Genomic DNA, 24,803 nt, shown 5'->3' on the forward strand with positions numbered 1-24,803 from the left:
TGAGTATGATTACTAGGATTATGGATGTTTCTGCAGAGCCAATCAATATGGAATATATCAGTGAGGCTTCTGAGATACTTAGAAAGGGAGGGCTTGTAGCCTTTCCGACAGAGACAGTTTACGGATTAGGCGGAGACGCCAAAGATAAGGAGGCCTCGCGTAAGATATACGCAGCAAAGGGTCGTCCATCGGACAACCCTTTAATTGTACATATTGCAAGGTTCTCACAGTTACAAGAAATTTCAAAGGATTTGCCAGAGAACGCTAAAAAGCTGGCAGATGCATTTTGGCCAGGGCCACTTACAATGGTGGTCAACAAAAACGAGGTTATCCCATACGAGACAACAGGTGGTCTTGATACGGTGGCAGTAAGAATGCCAAACAATCCAATCGCCTTAGCACTTATTGAGGAAAGTGGATGTATGATTGCGGCACCTAGCGCCAACACATCAGGCCGACCAAGCCCTACAAAGGCTAGTCACGTATACGAGGATTTATCAGGAAAGATAGACGCCATCTTGGATGGAGGTGCTGTAGATATCGGATTGGAGTCTACCATCGTAGATTTGACAGAGGATGTTGTTACAATCCTTAGGCCAGGATACATCAATATGGAAATGCTGAAAGAGGTGGTTGGAGAGGTCAGAATTGACCCAGGAATTGTCTACAACGACAAAGGCACCACCAGTGGAGCAAAGCCAAAAGCACCAGGAATGAGATATAAGCATTATGCACCTAAGGGTGATTTGACTATCATTTCCGGTGATGAGGATAAAGTCGTAGCCAAAATCAATGAGCTTACAAAACAAGCAATTGAGGCTGGTTCAAAGGTTGGTATTATCGCCACATCAGAAACTGCGGATAGATATAGCGATGGTCAGATTCTTGTAATAGGGGACAGATCTGACGAGGGCAGCATAGCTCACAATCTTTACGACATTCTACGAAAGTTTGACGAACTTGGTGTAGATTTGATATATTCTGAAAGCTTCGCTACTCCAAATATGGGGCAGGCAATCATGAATCGATTGTTGAAAGCAGCTGGTCAGAAGACACTTGACGTTTAGGCATCAACCGGCAGTCAGGAGAATATGAAATGAAAAATATTAATAGAGTGATTTTTGCTTCCGGTAGTGGAACATCGAGAGCCCCCATGGCGGCGGCGATTTTCCATGCCACTGAGCACAGCAGGCCGATTATTTGTGAGGCCAGGGGACTTATAGTTCAGTTCCCGGAGCCGTTGAATCAAAAGGCGGAAGCGATATTAATCAGTAATGGCACTACGCTGAAGGATTACTCTTCCAAACAGTTACTAGATACGGATTTTTCCGAATCCACACTTGTAATCACAATGGAAGAGACCCAAAGGCAAAAAATATTAAGTGAATATGCAAACGCCACAGAGGAAAATACACGCCTCTTAAACGAGCTCGTTGGGGACGAGCTTGAGGTGATGGATCCCTACGGTGGCTCAGTACAGACCTACGGTTTGTGCTACGAAGTCTTGAAGGCTTCGATTGAGAAGTTAATGAGGGTTATTGAGGCATAAATATAAATAAGGCAAGAATTATATACGTATTGGAGGAATAGACCATGAGTGATAAGAGACTTGATTATATTAGCTGGGATGAGTACTTTATGGGCGTTGCAGTATTATCGGGTATGAGATCTAAGGACCCAAATACACAGGTTGGAGCTTGTATTGTTAGCCAGGACAATAAGATTTTATCAATGGGCTACAATGGTTTTCCAAATGGATGTTCAGACGATGAGTTCCCTTGGGCAAGAGTAGGGGACCCTCTGGAAAATAAATATTTCTATACAACACACAGCGAATTGAACGCAATCCTAAACTACAGAGGTGGTTCACTGGAAGGTTCAAAGCTGTACGTGTCACTATTTCCATGTAACGAATGTGCAAAGGCTATTATTCAGTCAGGCATTAAAACTGTTATCTATGACAGTGATAAATACGAAAATACACCATCAGTTATAGCATCAAAGCGTATGCTAAGAGCTGCTGGAGTTGAATTCCATCAGTATCAGCATACTGGTAGAGAGATTTCATTTACACTTTAAGCAACTGTAAATTGAACTAATAGGAGCTTACATTGAGGGACAAGAAAAAGACAAATCGTGAAGTGGCCAATTCACTAGTAATGGTGCTTCAATTTGGAATAAATGTAATAGTGCCGATTTTCTTTTGTATGGCGGTGGGAATCTTTTTATCGAAGGTAACTAATTCCCACAGCGACATGTATATCATCGGAGGAATTCTGATAGGCATAGTTGCAGCATTTAACGGAGCATATCGTTCTGTTAAGGGGTATTTAAAAAACGAGGAATCCCCAGGGCAGCGAGCAAGACGTCTGGAAGAAGAGGCAAAAAATCAGTCAGAGGAAAAGCATGATTAATTGGATGAAAAGACTAAATCAAGCTCTACCTGGCTTGGTTTTAGGAATACTTATATATGGTGTTTTAATTGAACTGATTGGGGTCTGGTTTGTAACTGACAAAGTCAGATACACCAGCGGACTTCTAATAGGCATTGGATGTGCCACATTTATGGCAATCCACATAGCGATGATTATTGAAGAATCAGTTCGCATAGGAAAGGGGCATGAAAAATATCTTTCCTTCAAATCTGTAATGCGATACTTAATCGTATGCGCAGTAATGATTTTGATGATGGTATTTAAACTTGGCAACATGTTTACAGCTATCATCGGTATTTTAGGGCTTAAGGTCAGTGCGTATGCACAGCCTTTGCTAATAAAGAGACTCGGAAAAACTAGTTCCAATATATCCGAGGGTAATAATGAAGAACTTAATACAAAGGAGGTGAAAGTGTGACAGAAGGAATTTTGCTGGCCTCGAGTGATACTGTGGACATGATAAAAGGTCTTTTCAGTTACAAGGTCTTTGGTCATGAAGTTTGGATCACAACTTCCCATGTCTGCATCCTTATCGTATGGCTTTCATTGGTAATATTTTCTCTTATCGCCAATCGTAAGCTGAAGCATGCCACTGAAGTTCCTGATACCTTCCAGAGTATCTTGGAGTTGATAGTAGGACTCTTAGATAAGATGGTGGAAGGAAGTATGGGTAAGCACGCACCAGTGTTTGCAAACTGGATTTGTACCATATTCTGTTTCATTTTGGTATCTAACTTATCCGGTTTGGTTGGCTTAAGACCACCAACAGCCGATTACGGCACAACATTGGCCCTTGCATTAATTACCTTTGTTTGCATTCATGTAGTAAAGGTAAGGCACCAGAGCGCGAAGGACATTTGGATTGACAAGTGTTCTCCATTGCCACCATGGCTACCAATCTGGCTGCCAATAAACGTAATATCCGATATTGCGGTGCCTATTTCAATGTCACTACGTTTATTTGCAAACGTTCTTTCAGGAACAATCATTATGGGTCTTGTATATGGATTGCTAGGAAAGTTCGCCTTGATATGGCCTGCAGCATTGCATGTATATTTCGATATTTTCTCAGGTGCAATCCAGACCTATGTATTCTGTATGTTGACAATGACATACATAGCTCAGTCTTACGGTGATTCTTAAAAAGGGACTGAAAACAAAAAGTTTACTATATTAGGAGGAAAACATTTATGAACATTACAGGAGAAGATTTAATTAAAGCTTGTTCAGCAATCGGTGCCGGCTTAGCAGTTATCGCTGGTATTGGTCCTGGTATTGGACAGGGTATTGCAGCTGGTCATGGTGCAGCAGCCGTTGGACGTAACCCAGGAGCACAGGGACAGATCATGTCTACTATGTTACTTGGTCAGGCCGTTGCCGAGACAACCGGTCTTTACGGACTTGTAATTGCCCTTCTGTTACTCTTTGTACAGCCATTAGTAGGCTAAGGAAACTAGGAAGAAAAATTTTAAGAAGGAGGGCTAAAAGTTGGAAAGACTATTTGATTTAGACTTTCAGTTAGTAAATGATGCAGTGCTTTTAGCCATAGCAATGTTCTTCCTATTCCTTATAATGTCAAACAAGCTTTTCAATCCAGCAAGAAAGCTTTTGCAGGATAGAAAAGATGGCATTGCAAGGGACATTGCAGATGCAAAGAAAGAAAAGGAAGAGGCAGAAAAGCTAAAGGCAGAGTACGAAGCAAAGCTAAAGAACATCAGCAAAGAGCGTGATGAAATTTTAGCAGAAGCAAGACAAAAAGCCTTAAAGAGTGAAACCAAGATTGTAAGCGATGCTAAGGAAGAAGCTGCAGCAATCATTGCAAGAGCAAATGAGGAAGCTGAGCTTGAGAAGAAGAAGGTTGCAGACGAGGTTAAGCAGGAAATGATTTCCGTTGCCGCATTGATGGCACAGAAGGTTGTAGCTGCAAACATCGACACAACAATTCAGAATTCCTTAGTAGAGCAAACACTTAAGGAAATGGGTGAAGGAACATGGCTAAATTAGTCTCAAACGTATATGGTGATGCATTGTTTGAGCTAGCTGTGGAATCAGGGAAAATCGATGATTTCCTGAAGGAAGCTGAAGGAGTCATTGATGTTGTTAAATCAAACGACGGCTTTTCTCAGATGATGAATCATCCAAAAATTAATAAAGAAGAAAAGCTTCAAATCATCGACGAGGTTTTCAAAGGCAGAGTCAGTGATGAAATGGTAGGTCTCTTAAGAATGCTTGAAGAGAAGGACCATTCAAAGGATATCGAGACAGTGCTCAACTACTTTATTGATCGAGTATTCGATTATAAAAAGATTGGTAAGGCAACAGTTTCAACTCCTATGGAATTGACAGAAGCACAGAAAAACGATGTCGAGAAGCGTTTACTTCAAACTACCGATTATGCTTCATTTGTCATGACATACAAGGTAGACCCTGAATTAATCGGGGGTATGGTAATTCGCATTAAAGATAGAGTCATTGATAGTTCAATCAAGACTCAGATTAGTAAATTAACTCACGAGTTATCAAATATTCAATTGAAAGTAGGTGAATGCGCTCCATGAATTTAAAACCAGAAGAGATTAGCTCGGTTATTAAAGAGCAGATGAAACGCTATGCTGCGCAGCTTGACGTGTCAGACGTTGGAACTGTCATTCAGGTTGCAGATGGAATTGCACGTATTCACGGATTACAGAATGCTATGCAGGGCGAACTTTTAGAGTTCCCTGGCGAAGTATACGGCATGGTATTAAACCTTGAGGAAGACAATGTTGGTTGCGTACTCTTAGGTAACGACAAGAACATCAATGAAGGCGATACAGTTAAGACAACTGGTCGTGTTGTTGAGGTTCCAGTTGGAAATGCAATGCTTGGACGTGTAGTTAATGCACTTGGACAGCCTATCGATGGAAAGGGACCTATTGATACTACAAAGTTCCGTCCAATCGAGCGTGTTGCTTCAGGCGTTATCTCTCGTAAATCCGTAGATACACCATTGCAGACAGGTATTAAAGCCATCGATTCCATGATTCCAATCGGACGTGGACAGCGTGAGCTTATTATCGGTGATAGACAGACAGGTAAAACTGCTATCGCTATCGATACAATTATCAATCAGAAGGGACAGGGCGTAAAATGTATTTACGTTGCAATTGGCCAGAAGGCATCAACAGTTGCAGCCCTTGTTAAGACTTTAGAGGAATATGGTGCTATGGCATGGACAACAGTTGTTGCTGCTACAGCTTCAGAGCTTGCTCCACTTCAGTACATCGCTCCATATTCAGGATGTGCCATCGGTGAAGAGTGGATGGAAAACGGTGAGGATGTTCTTATCATCTATGATGATTTAAGTAAGCATGCTACTGCATACCGTACACTTTCATTACTTCTCCGTCGTCCACCAGGACGTGAGGCTTACCCAGGTGATGTATTCTACTTACACTCAAGACTTCTTGAGCGTGCTGCTAGACTTTCAGACAAACTGGGCGGAGGATCACTTACCGCACTTCCTATCATTGAGACACAGGCAGGCGATGTATCTGCATACATCCCTACAAACGTTATCTCAATTACTGATGGTCAGATTTATCTTGAGACAGAAGCTTTCAACGCAGGTTTCAGACCAGCCGTAAACGCAGGTCTTTCAGTATCCCGTGTAGGTGGTTCTGCTCAGATTAAGGCTATGAAGAAAATCGCAGCTCCTATCCGTGTAGAGCTTGCTCAGTATCGAGAGCTTGCAGCTTTCGCACAGTTCGGTTCAGAGCTTGATGCAGATACAGCTGAGAAGCTTGCACAAGGTGAGCGTATCAAGGAAATGCTTAAGCAACCACAGTACGCACCAATGCCAGTAGAGTATCAGATTATGATTATCTACGCTGCTACAAAGAAATATCTTCTTGATATTCCTACAGCAGATATTCAGGCATTTGAAAAAGCTTTATTTGATCTTGTTGATACAAAGTATCCAGAGATTCCAGAGGCTATTAAGACAACTAAGGTTCTCGAGGATGACATGGAGCAGAAGCTTATCGCTGCTATTGAGGAGTGTAAAAAGAGCTACAAGTAAGGAGGGTGATCTGTTATGGCCTCAATGAGAGACATAAAAAGAAGAAAACAGAGTGTTAGTAGCACTCAGCAGATCACTAAGGCCATGAAGCTTGTATCTACAGTAAAGCTCCAGAAGGCTAGAAGCAAGGCAGAGCAGACTACACCATACTTCAATGCTATGTACAACACAATTTGTAGTATGCTTGCCAAGGCTGGCAACGTAAACAACAGATATTTGCAGGATAATGGTTCTGATAAGATTGGCGTTATCGTCATCACATCAAACCGTGGTCTTGCAGGTGGTTACAACTCAAACGTTGTAAAGATGATTACAGGTGCCGGCATGAAGCCTGATGAAGTAAAGCTTTACACAATAGGTCATAAAGGTGGTGAGAGCCTTGCCCACAAGGGTTACACCGTGGCAAAGGACTATTCTCCAGTAATGGAGGCACCAACTTATGCAGATGCTATGGCAATCTGTAATGACGTTCTTTCCGACTATGCTAATGGCGAGATCGGACAGATTTATCTTGTGTACACACACTTCAAAAATACAGTAAGCCAGATTCCAAAGCTTATGAAGCTGTTACCAGCTGAAATTAGTGAAGAGGATGTAGAGGCTGCAAAATCTACAGGGGCTGAAGCTCTTATGAATTTTGAGCCAAACGAGGAAGAAGCTTTAGAGCTTATCATTCCAAAGTATGTTACTTCATTAGTTTACGGCGCACTTGTTGAAGCTGTTGCTTCAGAAAACGGTGCACGTATGCAGGCAATGGATTCAGCTACAAATAATGCTGAGGAAATCATTAGTGATCTATCATTAAAATACAATCGTGCCCGCCAGGGATCAATCACTCAGGAATTGACCGAGATTATCGCTGGTGCAGAGGCGCTTTCTTAAAAAAGCAGATAGGAGTGAAAAGATGGCAAATAATATTGGTAAAATCACTCAGATCATCGGTGCGGTACTTGATGTAAAGTTTGGCGAAGGCCAGCTTCCAGAAATCAACGACGCTCTTGAAATCACAAGAGATAACGGCGAGAGACTGGTTGTTGAGGTTGCGCAGCATTTGGGTGACGATACAGTTCGTTGTATTGCCATGGGTCCTACAGACGGTTTAGTACGTGGAATGGATGTAGTAGCTACAGGAGCACCAATTTCGGTTCCTGTTGGTGAGGCAACATTAGGACGTATTTTCAACGTACTTGGTGAAGCTATCGATGAGCAGCCAGCACCTACAGGTGTTGAGAAGATGCCAATCCATAGAAAAGCACCAGCGTTTGAGGAGCAGGCAACATCAACTGAAATGCTTGAGACAGGTATTAAGGTCGTTGACCTTCTTTGCCCATATCAGAAAGGTGGAAAGATCGGTTTGTTCGGTGGTGCCGGTGTAGGTAAAACCGTACTTATTCAGGAGCTTATCCACAACATCGCTACTGAGCACGGTGGATATTCAGTATTCACAGGTGTAGGTGAGCGTACTCGTGAAGGTAATGACCTTTACTATGAAATGAAGGAGTCAGGCGTTATCGACAAGACCTGCATGGTTTTCGGTCAGATGAACGAGCCACCTGGAGCCAGAATGAGAGTTGGTCTTACTGGACTTACAATGGCTGAGTACTTCAGAGATAAGGGTGGAAAGGATGTGCTTCTTTTCATCGATAATATCTTCCGTTTTACTCAGGCTGGTTCAGAGGTTTCAGCCCTCTTAGGTCGTATGCCTTCAGCCGTTGGTTATCAGCCAACACTTCAGACAGAGATGGGTGCTCTTCAGGAGCGTATCACATCTACAAAGAACGGTTCTATCACATCAGTACAGGCTGTTTACGTGCCTGCCGACGATTTGACTGACCCAGCTCCAGCTACAACATTCGCACACTTGGATGCTACTACAGTTCTTGAGCGTTCTATCGCCGAGCTTGGTATTTATCCAGCGGTAGACCCACTTGGTTCTACATCTCGTATCCTTGATCCACGTATCGTTGGTCAGGAGCATTTCGAGGTTGCTCGTGGTGTACAGGAGATTCTTCAGAAATATAAAGAGCTGCAGGACATCATCGCTATCCTTGGTATGGACGAACTTTCAGAAGAGGATAAGCTTGTTGTTAACCGTGCACGTAAGATTCAGAGATTCTTGTCACAGCCATTCTTCGTAGCTGGTCAGTTTACTGGTCTTGAAGGAAAGTATGTGCCAATCGCTGAGACAGTTCGCGGCTTCAAGGAAATCCTTGAAGGTAAGCACGATGATATCCCAGAGAGCTACTTCCTCAATGCTGGTACAATCGACGAGGTTCGTGCCAAGATGAATCAGAACAAATAGGAGGTGGCGTTTCATGGCAGATAACACCTTTAAAGTTTCAATCATTACACCTGAGCGTACTTTCTACGAAGGTGAAGCAACAATGGTTGAATTCAATACAGTTGAGGGTGAAATTGGCGTTCTGCCAAAGCACATCCCCTTAACTACAGTAATAGCACCAGGTATTTGTACCATCACTGAGGCAGAGGGAGTGAAAAAGGCTGCAGTTCATGCGGGACTCGCTGAAATACTTCCAGACAAAGTGACATTGCTTGCTGAAATTGCTGAATGGCCAGATGAGATTGATGTTGAACGTGCCCGTAGCGCGGAAGACAGAGCGAGAGCTCGTCTAGCTGAAAAGGATGCAAATCTTGATGTGCTTAGAGCTGAGGTTGCCTTAAAGAAGGCATTGGTTCGTCAGGACATAAAAGCAAAATAATCATAGGAATTAGGGGAGGCATAACATGTTAGATGCTGAGACAAAACGAGATATAGAAGATCTCAAAAGAGAATTAAAATCATATGAGGACGAAGAGGCTAATCTTCTTAAGGAGCTTGAAACTCTCCGTGCTCGTAAGAATGTGGTTAAGGATAAATTAAAGGTCCTTAGCAATGATGATAAATATCAACAGGACATGCTTAATATGGTCTATCAGCAGAGGCGTGGAGCATCCCAAAAACCAAGTGAATAAATTTTGTAAAATTATGGCGCCATGCGTGGCGCCATTTTTTTGTATTTAAATAAAAACAGAAATTAAATCGTGCTTGCATATCCTCCTATAATAATGTAGCATATCTACGATAATTATATTCCAGGAGGGGAAAGATGAAGAAGTTTATTTCTAAAATGCTTGTTGGTGTCACAGCTATGTCTTTATTAGTTGGATGCGGTAGTGACGCTACAAAGACTGAGACAGCTCAGACAACAGACGCAGAAAGCGGAAATGTCAAAATTGACAAATTAACAATTGGTTTCGTACCATCACGTGAGCCAGACGAAATCGTAACAGCTACAGAGCCACTTAAGGAGCTCCTTACAAACGAGCTTGCAGGCCTTGGTTATGATATCGGCGAGGTAGATATCACAGTTGGAACTAGCTTTGAGGCAGTAGGAGAGGGACTTTCAGCTGGTACTATCGACGTTGGACTTATTCCAGGTGGTACATATGTATTATACGACGATGGTTGCGATGTACTTCTTACAGCAACTAGAGACGGTCTTTCAATCGACAGCGATAGCGCAAAGGATTGGAACGACAACAAGCCTACAGAGGCTACATCAGAGCAGGTAACATACTATAGAGCACTTATCATTGCAGGTCCTTCAGAGGCAGGTCAGGCTGTTGCTGAAAAGGTAAACAATGGCGAAGAGCTTACATGGGAAGATTTAGATGGACTTAACTGGAGCGTAATGAATTCTTCATCTCCAGCAGGATATATTTATCCTTCACTTTGGCTTCAGGACAATTACGGAAAGCACATTACAGATCTTTCACACACAGCTTTATCAGATAACTATGGTACAGCATTCTCAAGACTTGCATCTGGTCAGGTAGACGTACTTGTTACATACGCTGACGCAAGACGTGACAACGAGGATAAATGGACATCAGAGTACGGCAGAAGCGCAAGCATCTGGGATGAGACAAATGTTATTGGTGTAACAGATGGTATCTACAACGATACAATCAGCGTTAGCAAGTCATCTCCAATCATGGATGATGCTTTCAAGGCTGCTCTTTCACAGGCCTTCATCAATATTGGTAACACAGATGCTGGTAAGGAAGTAATCGCTATCTACAGCCACAATGGTTATGTTGAGGCTAATTCAGAGGATTACGATTCAGAGAGAAAAGCTCAAGAGCTTATTATGTCATTACAATAATGTTTAATTTATTCGAATAATCGAACTATTAAAGGAAGATATTTCGGTATCTTCCTTTTTTTAAAGAAATGGAGTTATTAAATGATTAAATTTGAAGATGTTGGAAAAAAATATCCTAATGGTTTCGAGGGATTAAAGCATGTAAACCTTGAAATTGAGCAGGGGGAATTTGTTGCTATTATTGGACTTTCTGGTGCAGGTAAGTCAACACTTATCCGTACAATCAACAGAATGCACGATGTAACAAGCGGAAAGCTCACAGTAGATGATGTTGATGTTATGTCACTTTCAGGAAAGCAGCTAAGACGTTTCAGAAGAAAAATTGGAATGATTTTCCAATCATTCAATTTGATTACTAGAACTACAGTTATTAAAAATGTTTTAACAGCACTTGTACCAGACATGCCATGGTACAGATCAGTATTTGGTATTTATTCAAAGGAAGAAAAGTTAAAGGCACTTGAGTGTCTTGATAAAGTAGGAATCTTGGATAAAGCATTCGTTCGTGCTGACCAGCTTTCAGGTGGACAGCAGCAGAGAGTAGCTCTTGCTAGAACACTTGCACAGAATCCAGCAATCATCCTTGCTGATGAGCCAGTTGCTGCACTTGATCCAGTTACAGCAAATCAGGTTATGGGTGATTTCAAGAGAATCAACGAGGACATGAACATTTCTATCTTAATTAACATCCACCACGTTGATTTAGCTCTCAAATATGCTAACAGAGTTGTTGGTATCAGAGCCGGTGAAATCGTTTATGATGGACCTGCCAGTGAAGTAACACCGGAGGTTTTAGCAAATATATATAATGGCAAAGTAGATGCCGAGGGTAACGTACAGGAAGAAGAGGAGTAAACGAATGAGTATTTATGATAAGGTTTTTAAGCCTCACGTTTACACATTGCCTAATGGCAAATCCGTAGAGAAGAAAGCTTCCCGCGGCCCTGTTTACGCAATCATCATTTTGGCAATGTGTATTTTGTCAGTCAAGATTACAGGCTTCAACATGACAGTTTTAGCCCAGAGAATAGGAGAATTCTTCGTCATCATCGGCGATATGTTTAAGTCTCCTAGATTAGAGTTTATGGATTACGTTTGGGGACCAATTTTCGACACTATCAAGATGTCACTTCTTGGTTCATTAGTAGGTTCACTTTTATCAGTGCCTTTCGCAATGCTTGCCAGCACAAACGTATGTCGCAACAAAGTAGTAGTTTCAATCGTTAGATTGTTCTTTAGTATCGTAAGAACAATTCCTACTATCGTAACAGCTCTAGTAGCAACACTTATCGTAGGATTCGGTACACTTGCAGGTACTATTTCAATCGCTGTTTTCTCATTTGCTTACATTGGAAAGCTTACATACGAGGAAATCGAAACAGTTGATATGGGTTCATTTGAGGCAATGGAAGCTATGGGTGCAACACGTCCAATGGCATTCATTACAGCAATTATCCCACAGGTATTACCATTCTTCTTATCTAACTGCCTCTTCAACTTCGAAGGAAACGTTAGATATGCAGCAGTACTTGGTTATGTAGGTGCCGGCGGTATCGGTATTATTCTTAACGAGCGTATTTCTTGGAGAGATTATCCAAGCGTTGGTATGATTCTTATAGCACTCTTCGTTACGGTATTTATCATTGAATCAATCAGCAGATATTTCCGTAAGAAATTGGTTTAATGGAGGTGCGTAATGAATAGTAGAATAGAACAAGCTTATGAAAAGAGACCCAAGAATTGGGTTTACAATACATGCATCGCTGTAATCACACTTGCGCTTATTATTTGGAGCTGCAGTGCAGTTGAGGCAACAGGTGCAGCAGATGGAAGCAGCACTATCGCATGGAACATCATCAAGGGACTTTTTACACCTGACCTTGGATTTTTGTTTGACTTTTCCACATCAGGCGTACCTTATTTGATGCTTGAAACAATTTGTATCGCTTTCCTTGGTACAATCGTAGGTGCTATCATTTCAATACCACTTGCTTTTGTTTCAGCAGTAAACTTAGTACCAAAGCCAATCGCTTTCATTGGACGAATCGTTCTTATGGCCATTCGTACAATCCCAGCATTTGTATATGGTCTTATGTTTATCCGTGTTACAGGACCTGGTGCTTTCGCCGGTCTTCTCACAATGGGTGTTTGCTCAGTTGGTATGATTACAAAGATGTATACAGAAGCAATCGAGGATTTGGATATCCACGTTATCGAGTCACTTGATGCAGCAGGATGTAGCACATGGCAGAAAATCCGCTACGGTATTTTGCCACAGCTTATGCCAAACTTTGCATCAACAGCAATCTACAGATTTGATATCAACCTTAGAGATGCAACAATCCTTGGTTTAGTAGGTGCCGGTGGTTTCGGTGCTCCACTTATCTTTGCAATGAATGCATACAGATGGAACGAGGCAGGAGCAATCCTTGCTGGATTAATTATATTGATTCTTGTTATTGAGTACATCTCAACAAAAATCAGAACTAAGCTCACTAGAGGTTAAAGGAGGCAAATATGCGTATCTTATTTACATCTGATACACATGGTCATCTCTTTCCAGTGAATTATGCGAAAAACTGCCCTGAGAACTCAGGGCTTTTTTGCATTTCTTCCCAGATAAAAAAAGACGATGATACATTGATTATTGACGGTGGTGATTCACTTCAGGGAACTCCACTTATGACATATTATTTAGAGCACAAGGATGAATACAATTTCCATCCTATGGCCGAGGGCTTCAATGAAATGGGCCTTGATTACTACACATTTGGTAATCACGATTTCAACTTTGGCTATGATGCAATTGTTGATTATGCAAATAGCATGAATGCCACACTTGTCTGCGCTAATGTTTTGGATAAGGGTGGCAAGCTTGATATTAAAAAGCATGTGATTCATACAATGGCAGACGGCACAAAGATAGGTATCACAGGTGCAGTTACAGGCTATGTAAATGTGTGGGAGCAGTCAGCAAATTTGGAGCTTCTCCAGGTGCTCGAACCAATGGATGTGCTCAAAGAAGAGTATGAGTATCTCAAGGATAAATGCGATATCACTGTATGCGTTTATCACGGTGGATTCGAAGAAGACTTAGCTACAGGAAAGCTTTTATCAGATACTGCAGAAAATCAGGCATGCAAAATGGCAAGAGAATTTGGCTTTGATATCCTTCTTACAGGTCATCAGCATATGCCAGTTGAGGGTGTTGAAATTGCTGGTACTTACGGTGTGCAGCCACCATCAAATGCCACAAAGTTCTGCGAGCTACAGGTTGTAAAGGGCGATGATGGACTTAGTATTTCATCTAAGCTTGTGGATGTAAATCCTGTTGATGAAAGACTTCAGTACATTATCGATGAGCATAATTTCATGGATGACTTAACTGACTGCGTAGAGGTTTGGTTGGATCAGCCAATCGGCTCATTGGAAAAGGAAATTGCTCCAGAGTCAAAGATAGATGCAGCAGTAAATGGCAGCAAGGTAGCAGCTATTTTCAATCAGGTGCAGCTTGATTTTACAGGAGCAGATTTCTCTTGCACTAGCCTTGCAAATGATCCACTTGGACTAAAGAAGGAGATCACTGTAAGAGACGTACTTGCTATTTACCAATTCGCAAATACGGTAGAAGTAAAGCAGGTAACAAAGGCAGTTATCAAGGAAGCATTGGAAAGATGCGCTGAGTACTTTGACTACGATGCTGCTACTAAGGAAGTAAAGATTTCCAAGGTATTCCTTGAGCCAAAGGTGGAGCACTACAACTATGATTTCTACGCTGGCCTCGAGTACACATTTGATATCACTCGCCCAGTAGGGGACAGAGTTGTCACTCTCAAAAAGCTGGACGGCACAGAGCTTTCTGACACAGAAACTTACACACTTTCCACCAGCAACTACCGAGCAACAGGCACCGGTGGCTACGAATGCATCGGCAAAGCCCCTCTCGCTCGCAGCTACTCAGAAGAAATGCCAGACTTGGTTATTGATTTCATCAGGAAGAACACTCCTGTCGGGGAAATTGTAAATAGCAAATTTAAGATTGTGTATTAATAAGATGGCGTCGCGTATAGCGGCGCCTTTTGATATTTGGCTATATTAGTTGAAGATTGCTTTTTAGATACAGCATCACTTGTGGTATAATACAGATTGAGAAATTATATAGTAAGAATTAGGAGGCAGTACAATGGGCGAGCGTCTTACAAAAGGAGATATAGAAAAGATTCAGGCCGAGATAGATGAGCGCAAGCTAGTTCTTAGACCAAAGTTATTAGAAGAAGTAAAAGAAACCAGAGCACAGGGTGATCTTTCGGAGAACTTTGAGTATCATGAGGCAAAACGAGCAAAGAATATGAATGATAGCCGTATACGTTATCTTGAAAAAATGCTTAAGTTTGCAGAGGTAGTAGATGATACAAGTGCAGATGATGAGATTGGTATAAATAATACAGTTACAATATACATTCCAGAGGATGATTGCGAGGAAACATATAAGCTTGTTACAAGCATTCGAGGCAATTCATTAAAGGGACTTATTTCCATAGAATCGCCTTTAGGTGCAGCCATCCGAGGAAAGCATGTTGGTGATAAAGCAACAGTAAAGGTTAATGACAGCTATTCATACGAGGTAGAAATTCGTAATATCGATAAGACTACAACTGATGAGGATGATCAAATCAAGCGTTATTAAACAGCGGGGACAGAATTATGGTAAAGGAAAAGATTAGTCAACTAGGGGAGACAGTTCTTGAAAAAATAGACGGCCTAGATGTGAAGGAAAAGCTCATCGAGGGCAGCTTTAATCACTCTGATATTTTGAGAAACAACTTCATGTTAAAGGGTGCCTTGGCCAGTGAGGGTTATGACTGGTGGTGGCATAGCTTCACAGGTCACAACAAAAAGACAGGTGAGGAAAAGGCATTCTTTATAGAGTTTTTTACAATCAACCCAGAGCTTGGTGGGGATGAGCCAGTGTTTGGCCAGCTTCCAGAGAATAAAGCAGCAGGCAAAAAGCCATCTTATATGATGGTAAAGGCAGGATGCTGGGGTGAGGGCGCAAAGCAGCTTCATCGTTTCTTTGGCTGGAACCAGGTCAATATAAAGGAAGACGCCCCATTTTTGATTAGCGCAGATAACTGCTTCTGCTCAGAGACACGTACCCTTGGTATGGTGGAGGTGACAGAGGAGGATGCAGCAAATCATCCAGAGTGGATGTGCCAGTCAGGCAAGATGATTTGGGACCTAAACATCGAAAAGAACATTGCCTTCAACGTGGGTTACGGCGCAAGCTGGGCATCACGTGAATTAGAGGCCTTCGAAATGTTCTGGCACGCCGAGGGAATGAAGACATTCTTCAACGGCTCTGTTATATTAGATGGTGAAGAATATGTTGTAGATAAGGACAGCTGCTACGGCTATGCAGATAAAAACTGGGGAAAGGATTTCACATCCCCATGGGTATGGTTGGCAAGCTCTCATTTAAAGAGCAAACTCACCGGTCAGTGGCTTGAAAATACAGCATTTGATATAGGTGGCGGACGTCCAAAGATTCGCACAGGAAAGACATTTGAAAATGTTATCCTTGGTGCAGTCTGGTATGAAGGCGAGCCATATGAGTTCAACTTCTCAAAGTTCTGGACTCTTACAAAGACAGATTTTGCTTGCACCACAGATGGCGATGAGGTGGTTTGGAATATCACCCAGGAGACACCTCTTGCAAAGATAGAGGGCCACTTCACATGTCAGAAAAAGGACATGCTTCTTATTAATTACGAAGCGCCAAATGGAGAAAAGCGCCACAACAATCTTTGGAATGGCGGCAATGGCGTAGGCGAATTAAAGCTATACAAAAAGATTTTGAAAACCAAGGACAACGAGGATGGTTCTATGGCCAAATTCGATTGGGAATTGGTGGACGATATGGAAGCTTATAACATCGGATGTGAGTTCGGTGAATATGATAAATAAATAGTTAGGAGATTTATAAAATGGCAGTATTAAGCAATTGTAAGCCAGAGAGAGTATTTCATTATTTCGAGGAGATTTGTAACATTCCTCACCCAAGTTATCACGAGGAGAAAATCAGCGCATACTTAGTTGATTTCGCAAAGGCACACAATCTTGAGTATTATCAGGATGATTTATACAACGTAATCATGATTAAAGAAGCATCTGAGGGAATGGAGAATGCAGCTCCAATCATCCTTCAGGGACACATGGACATGGTTGCAGAGCAGGATGATGACTGCAAGAAGGACATGCTTACAGAAGGTCTTGACCTTGAAATCGTTGACGGTTTCGTTACAGCAAAGGGCACAACACTTGGTGGTGATGACGGAATCGCAGTAGCAATGGCACTTGCAATCCTTGAGGATGAGGAGCTTAAGCACCCACGTATCGAGGTTATCATCACAGTATCAGAGGAAGTAGGTATGGAAGGTGCAGCAGGCATCGATGTTTCAATGCTTAAGGGCCGCAAGCTTCTCAACCTTGATTCAGAAGAAGAAGGACATTTCCTTGCAGGTTGCGCAGGTGGATGTCGTGTAGATGTTGAGTTCCCTGTAAAGAAGGAGTCTTTAAAGGGCGCACTTGTTTCAATCGAAGTAAAGAACTGCACAGGTGGACACTCAGGTGCAGAAATCAATAAGGGTAGAGCAAACGCATCTTACGTAGCAAACAGAGTTCTCGCAGCAGGTCTTGAGGCAGGCGAGGTTTGCATCGTAGATTTAGTTGGTGGAACAAAGGACAATGCAATCCCACGTGCTACAAGCGCAAAGGTTGTTACAACTCCAGCAGTTGTTGATGCTATGACAAAGGAAGCAGCTGCAATCAAGAATGAGTTTGCAATCACAGACCCAGAGATGGAAATCGTTATCACAAAAGAAGGCAATGTAGTAGTAGATGGCGTAAATGCAGCTCAGTCAGAGCGTTTCATCCAGCTCCTTCAGTCTATGCCAAACGGCGTTCAGACAATGAGCCACGATATCGAAGGCTTAGTAGAGACATCACTTAACCTTGGTATCCTTAATGTATTAGATGACGAAATCAAGTACTCATGCTCACTTAGAAGCTCAGTAGATAGCGCAAAGAACGCACTTATCCGCAAGGTACTTATGGTTGCAAAGGCATTCGGTTGCCAGACATCAATCCACGGCGAGTACCCAGCATGGGAGTATTTAAGAGAGTCTAGCTTCAGAGATGAGATGGTAAAGATTTACACAGATATGTACGGCGAGGCACCAATCGTAGAGACAATCCACGCAGGTGTTGAGTGCGGACTTTTAGCTTCAAAGCTTCCAGGACTTGATGCAGTTTCAATCGGACCAGAGATGTACGATATTCACACTCCAAAGGAGCGTTTATCTATCGCTTCAACAGAGCGTGTTTACAATTATGTAAGAAAAGTTATTGAGGATATGAACTAAAAACGTATCAAAATTAAGAGGAGGTTTTTATGTTGAGAATCGGAATGCTTACAAGTGGTGGTGATTGCCAGGCACTGAACGCTGCAATGCGTGGTGTTGTAAAGGGACTTGCTGCAAATGTAAAGGACCTGGAGGTGTACGGCTTCTTCAATGGCTACAAGGGTTTGATTTATGGGGACTACAGACTCCTTACTAGCCAGGACTTTTCAGGAATCCTTACACGAGGAGGAACAATCTTGGGCTCAAGCCGTCAGCCATTCAAGCTTATGCGTGAGCCAGATGAGAATGGACTTGATAAGGTAGAGGCTATGAAGTCAAACTACTACAAGCTCAATCTTAATTGCCTGGTTATCCTTGGTGGAAACGGTACTCAGAAAACAGCAAACCTCCTTCGCGAGGAAGGATTAAATATCATCCATCTGCCAAAGACAATCGATAACGATATCTTCGGCACAGATGTGACATTCGGATTCCAGAGTGCAATCGACATTGCATGTAACACAATCGACTGCATCCACACAACAGCATCATCACACAGCCGTGTGTTTATCGTAGAGGTTATGGGCCACAAGGTTGGTTGGCTCACCCTTTATGCTGGTGTTGCATCAGGCGCAGATATCATCCTGCTTCCAGAGATTCCATACGATATCAAGAAGGTCATCAAGGCCATTAATCATCGTGCGGAAGAAGGCAAGGGCTTCACAATTCTTGCAGTTGCCGAGGGTGCAATTTCCAAAGAAGATGCTAAGCTTTCAAAGAAGGATTACAAAAAGAAGCTTGAGACTTCGAAGTATCCATCAGTTTCTTACGAGATTGCAGACCGCATCCAGAAAGAAACAGGAATCGAAGTACGTGTTACAGTGCCAGGACATATGCAGCGAGGCGGAAGCCCAGATCCATATGATAGAGTGCTTTGCACACGCCTTGGTTCTGCAGCAGCCCAGGCTATCATGGATGGCGATTTTGGCAACATGATTGCAATGGTAGATGGCAAGACAAAGCGCATCCCACTTGAAAAGGTAGCTGGTAAGCTCAAAGTAGTTGAGCCAGATTGCCAGATGATAGAGGAAGCAAAACGAATCGGAATAAGCTTCGGCGACTAAGCCAGGCTAATAAATAATAGGTAGGTAATTGACATGTCTTATATGGCATTATACAGAAAGTTCCGTCCGCAGACGTTTGAAGATGTAAAAGGACAGGACCATATCGTTACAACTCTTCAAAACCAAATAAAAAGTGACCGTATAGGACATGCATATCTTTTTACAGGAACAAGAGGAACAGGTAAAACAACTATCGCAAAGATTCTCGCCCGTACAATCAACTGCGAGAACCCACAGAATGGTTGCCCTTGTATGGAATGTGCCATGTGTAAATCAATCACAGCCGGCAATTCTATGAACGTAATAGAAATGGATGCTGCATCAAACAACGGTGTAGACAGCATCAGACAGATTGTTGAGGAGGTGGCATACCCTCCTACAGAAGGAAAATACAAGGTATACATCATCGATGAGGTACACATGCTTAGTACCGGTGCTTTCAATGCCTTGCTGAAAACTTTGGAGGAGCCACCTTCTTATGTTGTGTTCATTTTGGCCACAACAGAAGTGCACAAGATTCCAATCACAATCCTTAGCCGATGCCAGCGTTACGACTTCCATCGTATTTCCATCGACACAATCGCTGCTCGTTTGCAGGAGCTGATGGATAAGGAAGGCGTGCAGGTAGAGGAAAAAGCCTTGCGTTACATCGCAAAGGCTGCGGATGGTTCAATGCGTGATGGCCTTAGTTTGCTGGATCAGTGTATCGCATTTTACATTGGCCAGACCCTTACATATGACAATGTGTTAAAGGTACTTGGTGCCATTGATACAGAGGTGTTCTCCAGATTGCTTCGTCATATCATTAATGGCGAAATCACCCAGTGCATTGGCATCCTTGAGGAAATCATCACTCAGGGCCGCGATTTGAATCAGTTCGTAAATGACTTCACATGGTATTTACGAAACCTGATGCTTATTAAGAGCTCAGATGATATGGAAGATGTGCTTGAAATGTCTTCTGATAACCTGGCACTTCTAAAAGAAGAAGCCCAGATGGTTGACATAGAGATATTAATGAGATACATTCAAGTTCTGTCAGCGCTTTCTAACGACATCAAATACGCCAGCCAAAAGCGAGTACTGATAGAGATAGCCCTGATAAAGCTTTGCAAGCCACAGATGGAGCAGGATATTTCAGCGCTCAACAATCGAATGGCAAACCTTGAGAAAAAGGTGGAAGAGGGAGTGCAAGTAGTGATGGCAGCACCTCAGGCACAAGGCGCCACACCCAGTGCAGCTCCTGTAAAAAAGGAGCCATTACCAGCAGCAGTAAAAGAAGAGGTAAAGCAGGTGGCAAGCAACTGGAACGCAGTGCTTGGCAAGGTGGCACCAAATATAAAAATGTATTTGAAAGAGGTTACTACAGTCACAACTAATGACTTGGGTGAGCTTGTGCTGATATTTGACCAGCCAGCAGGTTCCGAGCGTATGGCAGGAGATTTTGTTAATCGCCCAGAAGTTCTGGATGAAATCGTGGCAGCAATCGAAGGCATGATTCACAAGACAGTAACCATTAAAGTAGAGATTAATTCCAGCGGTGTTAGTTCACAGAACACAAAAACAGACGTAAGAGACTACTTCGCGGGATTAGGTATAGAAATTGAAACTGACCCAGAGTAATAGGAGGATTTAAATATGGGAAAAGGAAGAGGCGGATTTCCAGGAGGAGCAATGGGTGGAGCCAACATGGCCAACCTTATGAAGCAGGCACAGCGTATGCAGCGCCAGATGGAAGAGGCGCAGGCAAAGCTTGAGGAGACAGAAGTTACAGGCACAGCCGGTGGCGGTGTTGTTGAAGTTACAGTTACAGGTTCAAAGGAAATCACAAAGGTACACATCGATCCAGAAGCAGTAGATCCAGATGATGTAGAGATGCTTGAAGACCTTGTTATGGCAGCTACAAACGAAGCACTTCACAAGATTGATGAAATCACAGCAGCATCTATGCCAAAGATGCCAGGTGGACTAGGATTTTAATAGATGGAATATTACAGCAAAGAAATTAGCAACTTAATAGCGGAGCTAAGTGATTTGCCTAGTATTGGAAGTAAGTCAGCCCAGAGGCTGGCTTTCCATATATTAGGGATGGATGAGGAAAAGGTTAACGATTTGGCCAATGCCATCGTGCAGGCTAGGAAAAATGTGAGATATTGCAAGCAGTGCTTCACACTTACTGATGATGAGCTATGTCCAATTTGCTCCAACCCAAAGCGTAACCAAAACATCATCATGGTAGTAGAAGACACCAGAGATTTGGCGGCCTATGAAAAGACAGGCAAATTCGAGGGCGTTTACCATGTGCTTCACGGAGCAATCTCCCCAATGGCCGGCATAGGCCCAGGAGATATCAAGCTGAAGGAATTGATGGTTCGCTTGCAGCAGACAGATGTAGAGGAGGTTATCATCGCCACCAACTCATCATTGGAAGGTGAAACCACAGCGGCCTACATCAGCAAGCTGATTAAACCAACAGGCATCAAGGTGAGCCGAATCGCCTCAGGAGTTCCAGTTGGCGGAAACCTGGAATACATCGACGAGGTCACATTGCTTCGAGCGCTAGACGGCAGAACAGAGTTATAGAAAAACAAAAGGGAAGAATGATTATGAAATACGATGCATTTATTAGCTACAGACATTTGGAGCGGGATATGTTTGTGGCAAAGAGAGTGCACAAGGCTCTCGAGACAACCAAGATTCCTAGAAAGATTCAGAAGGAAATTGGCAGAAAAAAGATAGATAGAGTTTTCAGAGACCAGGAGGAGCTTCCAATCGGAAGCGACCTGGGCTCTAATATTGAGGCAGCTCTTAGAGAGGCAGCCTTTCTAGTTGTCATTTGTTCTCCACAGACAAAAGATTCATATTGGGTAATGAAGGAAATCGACACCTTCATTGAGATGCACGGCCGTGAGAATATCTTAGCAGTGCTTGTAGATGGAGAACCAGCAGATTCATTTCCACCACAGCTTTTAACAGATGAAAATGGCAATCTTGTGGAGCCTCTTGCAGCAGATGTTAGAGGTAAAAACAAGAAAGAGGTAAAGAAGAAGCTCAAGACAGAGACACTTCGTCTAGCTGCTTCTATTTTGCATGTAGATTATGACGATTTAAAGCAGCGCCATAGAGAGCGCCAGATGCGCCGCAATGTTGGGATTGCAGCAGCTATTGCAGCTATCGCCGTGGCATTTGGTGGATACACAGCTTACAACCTTGCAAAGATAAATGAAGAGTATCAGCAAAAGCTTGTAAATGAAGCTAGGGTAATTGCTGCCACATCACTTGATGTGCTAGATGATGGTGATGCCAAAACAGCAGCCTTAGTTGCAATGGAGGGAATAGGTACCGAAGAAAACGGCCGTCCATATGTGACAGACCCAGTGTTTGCGCTGTCTCAGGCTCTTGGCACTTATAATCTAGGATTAAATCTGGAGCATGATTTAAAGCTGAATCATGATGTAAATATTTCTGATTTTGCTATTAATGAAGATGGCAACAGAGTCATATCAGTAGATAACAATAACAAGATTTACATCTGGAATTTGGATAACGGTGAATGCACTTTTAAAAAGCCGGTTGATGTTGTTGAAGAGGAAGATGACAGCATTAGGGCCGTAGGGTTCGCAGGAGATATTGCTGTTGTTGCATCAGAGAATTATCTTCGCGGTTATAATGACCAAGGTGAACTTCAGTATGAATACGCGCCTGAGGATGGCATCACATTTGCAAAAGTAGATGACTTTGGAAAGTATGTGGCTATAAAAACAGCGTATTATGATGATGAATACGAGAAACATGATTATGTCGAAATTGTCGATGCTGCAACAGGTGAATCTTTAAAGAAATACGATAATCAAACGGAGACAGATTTTGGCGCTACGATGATGTTTGATAAAGATGGTAAAACATTCTATATTGAGCATTTGCCAGGTAATGATGAAGATCCAAACTATGCAACAGTAATTGATCTTACAACAGATGATATGATTGATATTCCCGTTGAAGGCGGAGCAATTATGGATGTTGTTCCTACTAAAGATGGAGATGTTGCCATTGCCAGCATGAGTTATGATGCGTTGATGTCATATGAAAATGCACCAATGCATATATATAAGTGTGATAGAAAAACCGGTGAAATAAAGTGGTCGCGAGATGTAGATTATATAGGAGGTGCACTTAGTACAAGTTATTCTCATATAGGAAGTAGAATCTTAGATATTGATGGAGTGGAATATCCTCAATTGATAATAAATGGCACAAAGAAGATGTACATCTTGGATTTGTACACAGGTGAAGATGTATGCTCCTTCTCCACAAACGGCTTTATTCAAAATTTTATGATGAGCGGAAGCAGCCAATTGCTATTTGTAGGAACTTCGGATGGAAAGCTTTCATATTACGATGCTTTAACAGGTGAAGTGGCAGATGATGGCTTGGTAGATGTTTCGGATTCATTAATTGATTTTGATATAAAAAATGCGGTATTTGTATCTTCTGGATTTAGAAGTCCAAATCTTATGGTATTGAAGTTTAAAGAGGATGACGATTATCTGGCACAAACAGAGATGGAAACAGGATTTTATGGCGGAGCAGCGGTAAGCCCATCAGGTGATACATTTGTATTACAGACAAGCAACGATGCAGCCTCAAATGCATACACCTGTAGAGTTTTCGACACAGTTACTGGAGAAGAAATTGGAACCATTGATATCGACGGTGGACGATACGGAAAACTGTATTATATAGATGAAGATACAATCATCTTCCCAACCTATAGTGGGACAGTAATTTATTATTCAGTTAGCGATAAAAAGACTGAGGAAGTCAAAATATCAGAAGAAGATCTTATTAGTACTGATTATGCAATATCTACAAATTTGAAATATGTTGCTTATGGTGATGATAAGGAATTTTATGTAATCGATACACAAGCTCGAAAAATAATATACAGTGGAGAGGTTGATTTCAATTTCTGGAACATTGCTGTGTCAAATGACGGAAGAACGGTATATGGTATAGATGTTTATGGCAAAGCATACAAGGTTAATGCCATCTCAGGGAAGTCAAGACCAATTTTTGAGGACTACAAAGTAAATGATATAAAGACAAGCCAAGATGATAATATAATTGCTGTCATAACAGAAGATGGTTATTTGAGAGTCTATAACTGGGATACCAAGAAAGCGGAAAACGCTATAGAATATTATGGAGACCAATATTCTTATGTAGAATTCTCTAAGGACAACAATCTATTGTATTTACAGGGTGATGATTTGTATTTCCGTATATACGATAGGCAACAAGATAAGAATGTGTTCCTGATGAGCAACCAGATTAATGACTTGTCATATACGATTTATGATGAAGAAAAGAATCAACTATCTATTTTCAATTACACAGATATGTACATAATTGATTTGAATACATATGGATTTATAGATTATGCAGAGTACGGAAGATTATATATACCTCAAGCGCAGGTGATTGTTAGTGCATATGGAACAACAATGACAGAGTTCAATGTTAAAACACAGGATGACTTGATAGAAAAAGTAAAAGAAAAATATGGAGATGCTAAGTTAACAGAACTCCAAAAACTGAAATATTTAGTTCAATAAGAT

The 24,803-nt window shown here is 42.1% G+C and carries 27 protein-coding genes; all 27 read left to right on the forward strand.

Annotation, left to right across the window (positions count from 1 at the left end; genetic code table 11):
• Positions 1 to 5 precede the first annotated feature (5 nt).
• The 27 genes from E7274_RS12185 (at position 6) to E7274_RS12315 (ending at position 24,800) form a co-directional block, all read left to right on the forward strand.
• Entirely contained in the window at positions 6 to 1,067 is a 1,062-nt protein-coding gene (locus E7274_RS12185) for an L-threonylcarbamoyladenylate synthase (RefSeq protein WP_304176259.1), read from the forward strand.
• A gap of 29 nt (positions 1,068 to 1,096) precedes the next feature.
• Positions 1,097 to 1,549 (forward strand): arsenate reductase/protein-tyrosine-phosphatase family protein, encoded by a 453-nt coding sequence (locus E7274_RS12190; protein ID WP_074792137.1) that lies wholly within the window; start codon positions 1,097 to 1,099, stop codon positions 1,547 to 1,549.
• 44 nt (positions 1,550 to 1,593) lie between these two features.
• Positions 1,594 to 2,079, forward strand: coding sequence for a deoxycytidylate deaminase (locus tag E7274_RS12195; protein WP_033152618.1), 486 nt, complete (start codon positions 1,594 to 1,596; stop codon positions 2,077 to 2,079).
• Positions 2,080 to 2,111: 32 nt separating this feature from the next.
• Complete coding sequence (locus E7274_RS12200; RefSeq protein ID WP_304176261.1) at positions 2,112 to 2,414, forward strand: AtpZ/AtpI family protein; 303 nt, start codon at positions 2,112 to 2,114, stop codon at positions 2,412 to 2,414.
• Positions 2,407 to 2,853 carry a hypothetical protein gene (locus E7274_RS12205; RefSeq protein WP_304176263.1) on the forward strand — a complete coding sequence of 149 codons (447 nt, stop codon included), beginning with the start codon at positions 2,407 to 2,409 and terminating at the stop codon, positions 2,851 to 2,853. Before E7274_RS12200 ends, E7274_RS12205 begins: the two co-directional genes overlap by 8 nt.
• Positions 2,850 to 3,578 (forward strand): F0F1 ATP synthase subunit A, encoded by a 729-nt coding sequence (gene atpB, locus E7274_RS12210; RefSeq protein ID WP_304176265.1) that lies wholly within the window; start codon positions 2,850 to 2,852, stop codon positions 3,576 to 3,578. The genes E7274_RS12205 and atpB overlap by 4 nt, the downstream gene beginning before the upstream one ends.
• Before the next feature lie 47 nt (positions 3,579 to 3,625).
• Entirely contained in the window at positions 3,626 to 3,883 is a 258-nt protein-coding gene (gene atpE / locus E7274_RS12215) for an ATP synthase F0 subunit C (RefSeq protein WP_033152623.1), read from the forward strand.
• A gap of 40 nt (positions 3,884 to 3,923) precedes the next feature.
• Complete coding sequence (gene atpF / locus E7274_RS12220) at positions 3,924 to 4,439, forward strand: F0F1 ATP synthase subunit B (RefSeq protein ID WP_033152625.1); 516 nt, start codon at positions 3,924 to 3,926, stop codon at positions 4,437 to 4,439.
• The gene (gene atpH, locus E7274_RS12225) at positions 4,427 to 4,993 is read left to right on the forward strand and encodes an ATP synthase F1 subunit delta (protein ID WP_044936702.1); all 567 of its coding nucleotides are present in this window, start codon (positions 4,427 to 4,429) and stop codon (positions 4,991 to 4,993) included. The genes atpF and atpH overlap by 13 nt, the downstream gene beginning before the upstream one ends.
• Entirely contained in the window at positions 4,990 to 6,495 is a 1,506-nt protein-coding gene (gene atpA, locus E7274_RS12230) for a F0F1 ATP synthase subunit alpha (protein WP_074792143.1), read from the forward strand. Before atpH ends, atpA begins: the two co-directional genes overlap by 4 nt.
• Before the next feature lie 15 nt (positions 6,496 to 6,510).
• On the forward strand, positions 6,511 to 7,377 hold the full coding sequence (gene atpG, locus E7274_RS12235; RefSeq protein ID WP_090482445.1) for an ATP synthase F1 subunit gamma: 867 nt from the start codon (positions 6,511 to 6,513) through the stop codon (positions 7,375 to 7,377).
• 22 nt (positions 7,378 to 7,399) lie between these two features.
• Positions 7,400 to 8,797, forward strand: a complete 1,398-nt coding sequence (gene atpD / locus E7274_RS12240) for a F0F1 ATP synthase subunit beta (RefSeq protein WP_044936696.1) — start codon at positions 7,400 to 7,402, stop codon at positions 8,795 to 8,797.
• 13 nt (positions 8,798 to 8,810) lie between these two features.
• Positions 8,811 to 9,215 (forward strand): ATP synthase F1 subunit epsilon, encoded by a 405-nt coding sequence (atpC, locus tag E7274_RS12245; RefSeq protein ID WP_044936693.1) that lies wholly within the window; start codon positions 8,811 to 8,813, stop codon positions 9,213 to 9,215.
• A 25-nt stretch (positions 9,216 to 9,240) separates the two neighbouring features.
• The gene (locus tag E7274_RS12250; RefSeq protein ID WP_304176267.1) at positions 9,241 to 9,468 is read left to right on the forward strand and encodes a hypothetical protein; all 228 of its coding nucleotides are present in this window, start codon (positions 9,241 to 9,243) and stop codon (positions 9,466 to 9,468) included.
• A 134-nt stretch (positions 9,469 to 9,602) separates the two neighbouring features.
• Positions 9,603 to 10,661: a phosphate/phosphite/phosphonate ABC transporter substrate-binding protein gene (locus E7274_RS12255; RefSeq protein ID WP_044936689.1), complete on the forward strand. Its 1,059-nt coding sequence runs from the start codon at positions 9,603 to 9,605 to the stop codon at positions 10,659 to 10,661.
• 81 nt (positions 10,662 to 10,742) lie between these two features.
• Positions 10,743 to 11,516 carry a phosphonate ABC transporter ATP-binding protein gene (gene phnC, locus E7274_RS12260; RefSeq protein ID WP_304176270.1) on the forward strand — a complete coding sequence of 258 codons (774 nt, stop codon included), beginning with the start codon at positions 10,743 to 10,745 and terminating at the stop codon, positions 11,514 to 11,516.
• Positions 11,517 to 11,520: 4 nt separating this feature from the next.
• Entirely contained in the window at positions 11,521 to 12,345 is an 825-nt protein-coding gene (phnE, locus tag E7274_RS12265) for a phosphonate ABC transporter, permease protein PhnE (protein WP_033152647.1), read from the forward strand.
• A 12-nt stretch (positions 12,346 to 12,357) separates the two neighbouring features.
• Complete coding sequence (gene phnE / locus E7274_RS12270; protein ID WP_044936684.1) at positions 12,358 to 13,167, forward strand: phosphonate ABC transporter, permease protein PhnE; 810 nt, start codon at positions 12,358 to 12,360, stop codon at positions 13,165 to 13,167.
• A gap of 11 nt (positions 13,168 to 13,178) precedes the next feature.
• Positions 13,179 to 14,711: a bifunctional metallophosphatase/5'-nucleotidase gene (locus tag E7274_RS12275; protein WP_304176271.1), complete on the forward strand. Its 1,533-nt coding sequence runs from the start codon at positions 13,179 to 13,181 to the stop codon at positions 14,709 to 14,711.
• 133 nt (positions 14,712 to 14,844) lie between these two features.
• Positions 14,845 to 15,348, forward strand: a complete 504-nt coding sequence (gene greA / locus E7274_RS12280; RefSeq protein WP_033152652.1) for a transcription elongation factor GreA — start codon at positions 14,845 to 14,847, stop codon at positions 15,346 to 15,348.
• A gap of 17 nt (positions 15,349 to 15,365) precedes the next feature.
• Complete coding sequence (locus E7274_RS12285) at positions 15,366 to 16,625, forward strand: tocopherol cyclase family protein (protein ID WP_304176273.1); 1,260 nt, start codon at positions 15,366 to 15,368, stop codon at positions 16,623 to 16,625.
• 20 nt (positions 16,626 to 16,645) lie between these two features.
• A complete protein-coding gene (locus tag E7274_RS12290; protein WP_304176275.1) occupies positions 16,646 to 18,082 on the forward strand; it encodes an aminoacyl-histidine dipeptidase in 1,437 nt (478 codons plus the stop codon).
• A gap of 29 nt (positions 18,083 to 18,111) precedes the next feature.
• Complete coding sequence (locus E7274_RS12295) at positions 18,112 to 19,185, forward strand: 6-phosphofructokinase (RefSeq protein WP_033152656.1); 1,074 nt, start codon at positions 18,112 to 18,114, stop codon at positions 19,183 to 19,185.
• Between the two features lie 33 nt (positions 19,186 to 19,218).
• The gene (gene dnaX / locus E7274_RS12300; RefSeq protein ID WP_304176278.1) at positions 19,219 to 20,808 is read left to right on the forward strand and encodes a DNA polymerase III subunit gamma/tau; all 1,590 of its coding nucleotides are present in this window, start codon (positions 19,219 to 19,221) and stop codon (positions 20,806 to 20,808) included.
• 15 nt (positions 20,809 to 20,823) lie between these two features.
• The gene (locus E7274_RS12305; RefSeq protein ID WP_028243206.1) at positions 20,824 to 21,165 is read left to right on the forward strand and encodes a YbaB/EbfC family nucleoid-associated protein; all 342 of its coding nucleotides are present in this window, start codon (positions 20,824 to 20,826) and stop codon (positions 21,163 to 21,165) included.
• A gap of 3 nt (positions 21,166 to 21,168) precedes the next feature.
• Positions 21,169 to 21,768: a recombination mediator RecR gene (gene recR, locus E7274_RS12310; protein WP_033152660.1), complete on the forward strand. Its 600-nt coding sequence runs from the start codon at positions 21,169 to 21,171 to the stop codon at positions 21,766 to 21,768.
• Between the two features lie 23 nt (positions 21,769 to 21,791).
• Positions 21,792 to 24,800 carry a toll/interleukin-1 receptor domain-containing protein gene (locus tag E7274_RS12315; protein WP_304176279.1) on the forward strand — a complete coding sequence of 1,003 codons (3,009 nt, stop codon included), beginning with the start codon at positions 21,792 to 21,794 and terminating at the stop codon, positions 24,798 to 24,800.
• Positions 24,801 to 24,803 lie beyond the last annotated feature (3 nt).

The sequence above is a fragment of the Pseudobutyrivibrio ruminis genome (genome assembly GCF_015057245.1).
GTDB classification, from domain to species: Bacteria; Bacillota; Clostridia; order Lachnospirales; family Lachnospiraceae; genus Pseudobutyrivibrio; species Pseudobutyrivibrio ruminis_E.

Excerpts from the sequence above, each read along its gene's own strand:
- E7274_RS12185 (WP_304176259.1), top strand. The coding sequence starts at position 6 with ATGATTACTAGGATTATGGATGTTTCTGCAGAGCCAATCAATATGGAA.
- E7274_RS12190 (WP_074792137.1), top strand. The coding sequence starts at position 1,097 with ATGAAAAATATTAATAGAGTGATTTTTGCTTCCGGTAGTGGAACATCG.
- E7274_RS12195 (WP_033152618.1), top strand. The coding sequence starts at position 1,594 with ATGAGTGATAAGAGACTTGATTATATTAGCTGGGATGAGTACTTTATG.
- E7274_RS12205 (WP_304176263.1), top strand. The coding sequence starts at position 2,407 with ATGATTAATTGGATGAAAAGACTAAATCAAGCTCTACCTGGCTTGGTT.
- atpE (WP_033152623.1), top strand. The coding sequence starts at position 3,626 with ATGAACATTACAGGAGAAGATTTAATTAAAGCTTGTTCAGCAATCGGT.
- atpH (WP_044936702.1), top strand. The coding sequence starts at position 4,427 with ATGGCTAAATTAGTCTCAAACGTATATGGTGATGCATTGTTTGAGCTA.
- atpA (WP_074792143.1), top strand. The coding sequence starts at position 4,990 with ATGAATTTAAAACCAGAAGAGATTAGCTCGGTTATTAAAGAGCAGATG.
- atpG (WP_090482445.1), top strand. The coding sequence starts at position 6,511 with ATGGCCTCAATGAGAGACATAAAAAGAAGAAAACAGAGTGTTAGTAGC.
- atpD (WP_044936696.1), top strand. The coding sequence starts at position 7,400 with ATGGCAAATAATATTGGTAAAATCACTCAGATCATCGGTGCGGTACTT.
- atpC (WP_044936693.1), top strand. The coding sequence starts at position 8,811 with ATGGCAGATAACACCTTTAAAGTTTCAATCATTACACCTGAGCGTACT.
- E7274_RS12250 (WP_304176267.1), top strand. The coding sequence starts at position 9,241 with ATGTTAGATGCTGAGACAAAACGAGATATAGAAGATCTCAAAAGAGAA.
- E7274_RS12255 (WP_044936689.1), top strand. The coding sequence starts at position 9,603 with ATGAAGAAGTTTATTTCTAAAATGCTTGTTGGTGTCACAGCTATGTCT.
- phnC (WP_304176270.1), top strand. The coding sequence starts at position 10,743 with ATGATTAAATTTGAAGATGTTGGAAAAAAATATCCTAATGGTTTCGAG.
- phnE (WP_033152647.1), top strand. The coding sequence starts at position 11,521 with ATGAGTATTTATGATAAGGTTTTTAAGCCTCACGTTTACACATTGCCT.
- phnE (WP_044936684.1), top strand. The coding sequence starts at position 12,358 with ATGAATAGTAGAATAGAACAAGCTTATGAAAAGAGACCCAAGAATTGG.
- E7274_RS12275 (WP_304176271.1), top strand. The coding sequence starts at position 13,179 with ATGCGTATCTTATTTACATCTGATACACATGGTCATCTCTTTCCAGTG.
- greA (WP_033152652.1), top strand. The coding sequence starts at position 14,845 with ATGGGCGAGCGTCTTACAAAAGGAGATATAGAAAAGATTCAGGCCGAG.
- E7274_RS12285 (WP_304176273.1), top strand. The coding sequence starts at position 15,366 with ATGGTAAAGGAAAAGATTAGTCAACTAGGGGAGACAGTTCTTGAAAAA.
- E7274_RS12290 (WP_304176275.1), top strand. The coding sequence starts at position 16,646 with ATGGCAGTATTAAGCAATTGTAAGCCAGAGAGAGTATTTCATTATTTC.
- E7274_RS12295 (WP_033152656.1), top strand. The coding sequence starts at position 18,112 with ATGTTGAGAATCGGAATGCTTACAAGTGGTGGTGATTGCCAGGCACTG.
- dnaX (WP_304176278.1), top strand. The coding sequence starts at position 19,219 with ATGTCTTATATGGCATTATACAGAAAGTTCCGTCCGCAGACGTTTGAA.
- E7274_RS12305 (WP_028243206.1), top strand. The coding sequence starts at position 20,824 with ATGGGAAAAGGAAGAGGCGGATTTCCAGGAGGAGCAATGGGTGGAGCC.
- recR (WP_033152660.1), top strand. The coding sequence starts at position 21,169 with ATGGAATATTACAGCAAAGAAATTAGCAACTTAATAGCGGAGCTAAGT.
- E7274_RS12315 (WP_304176279.1), top strand. The coding sequence starts at position 21,792 with ATGAAATACGATGCATTTATTAGCTACAGACATTTGGAGCGGGATATG.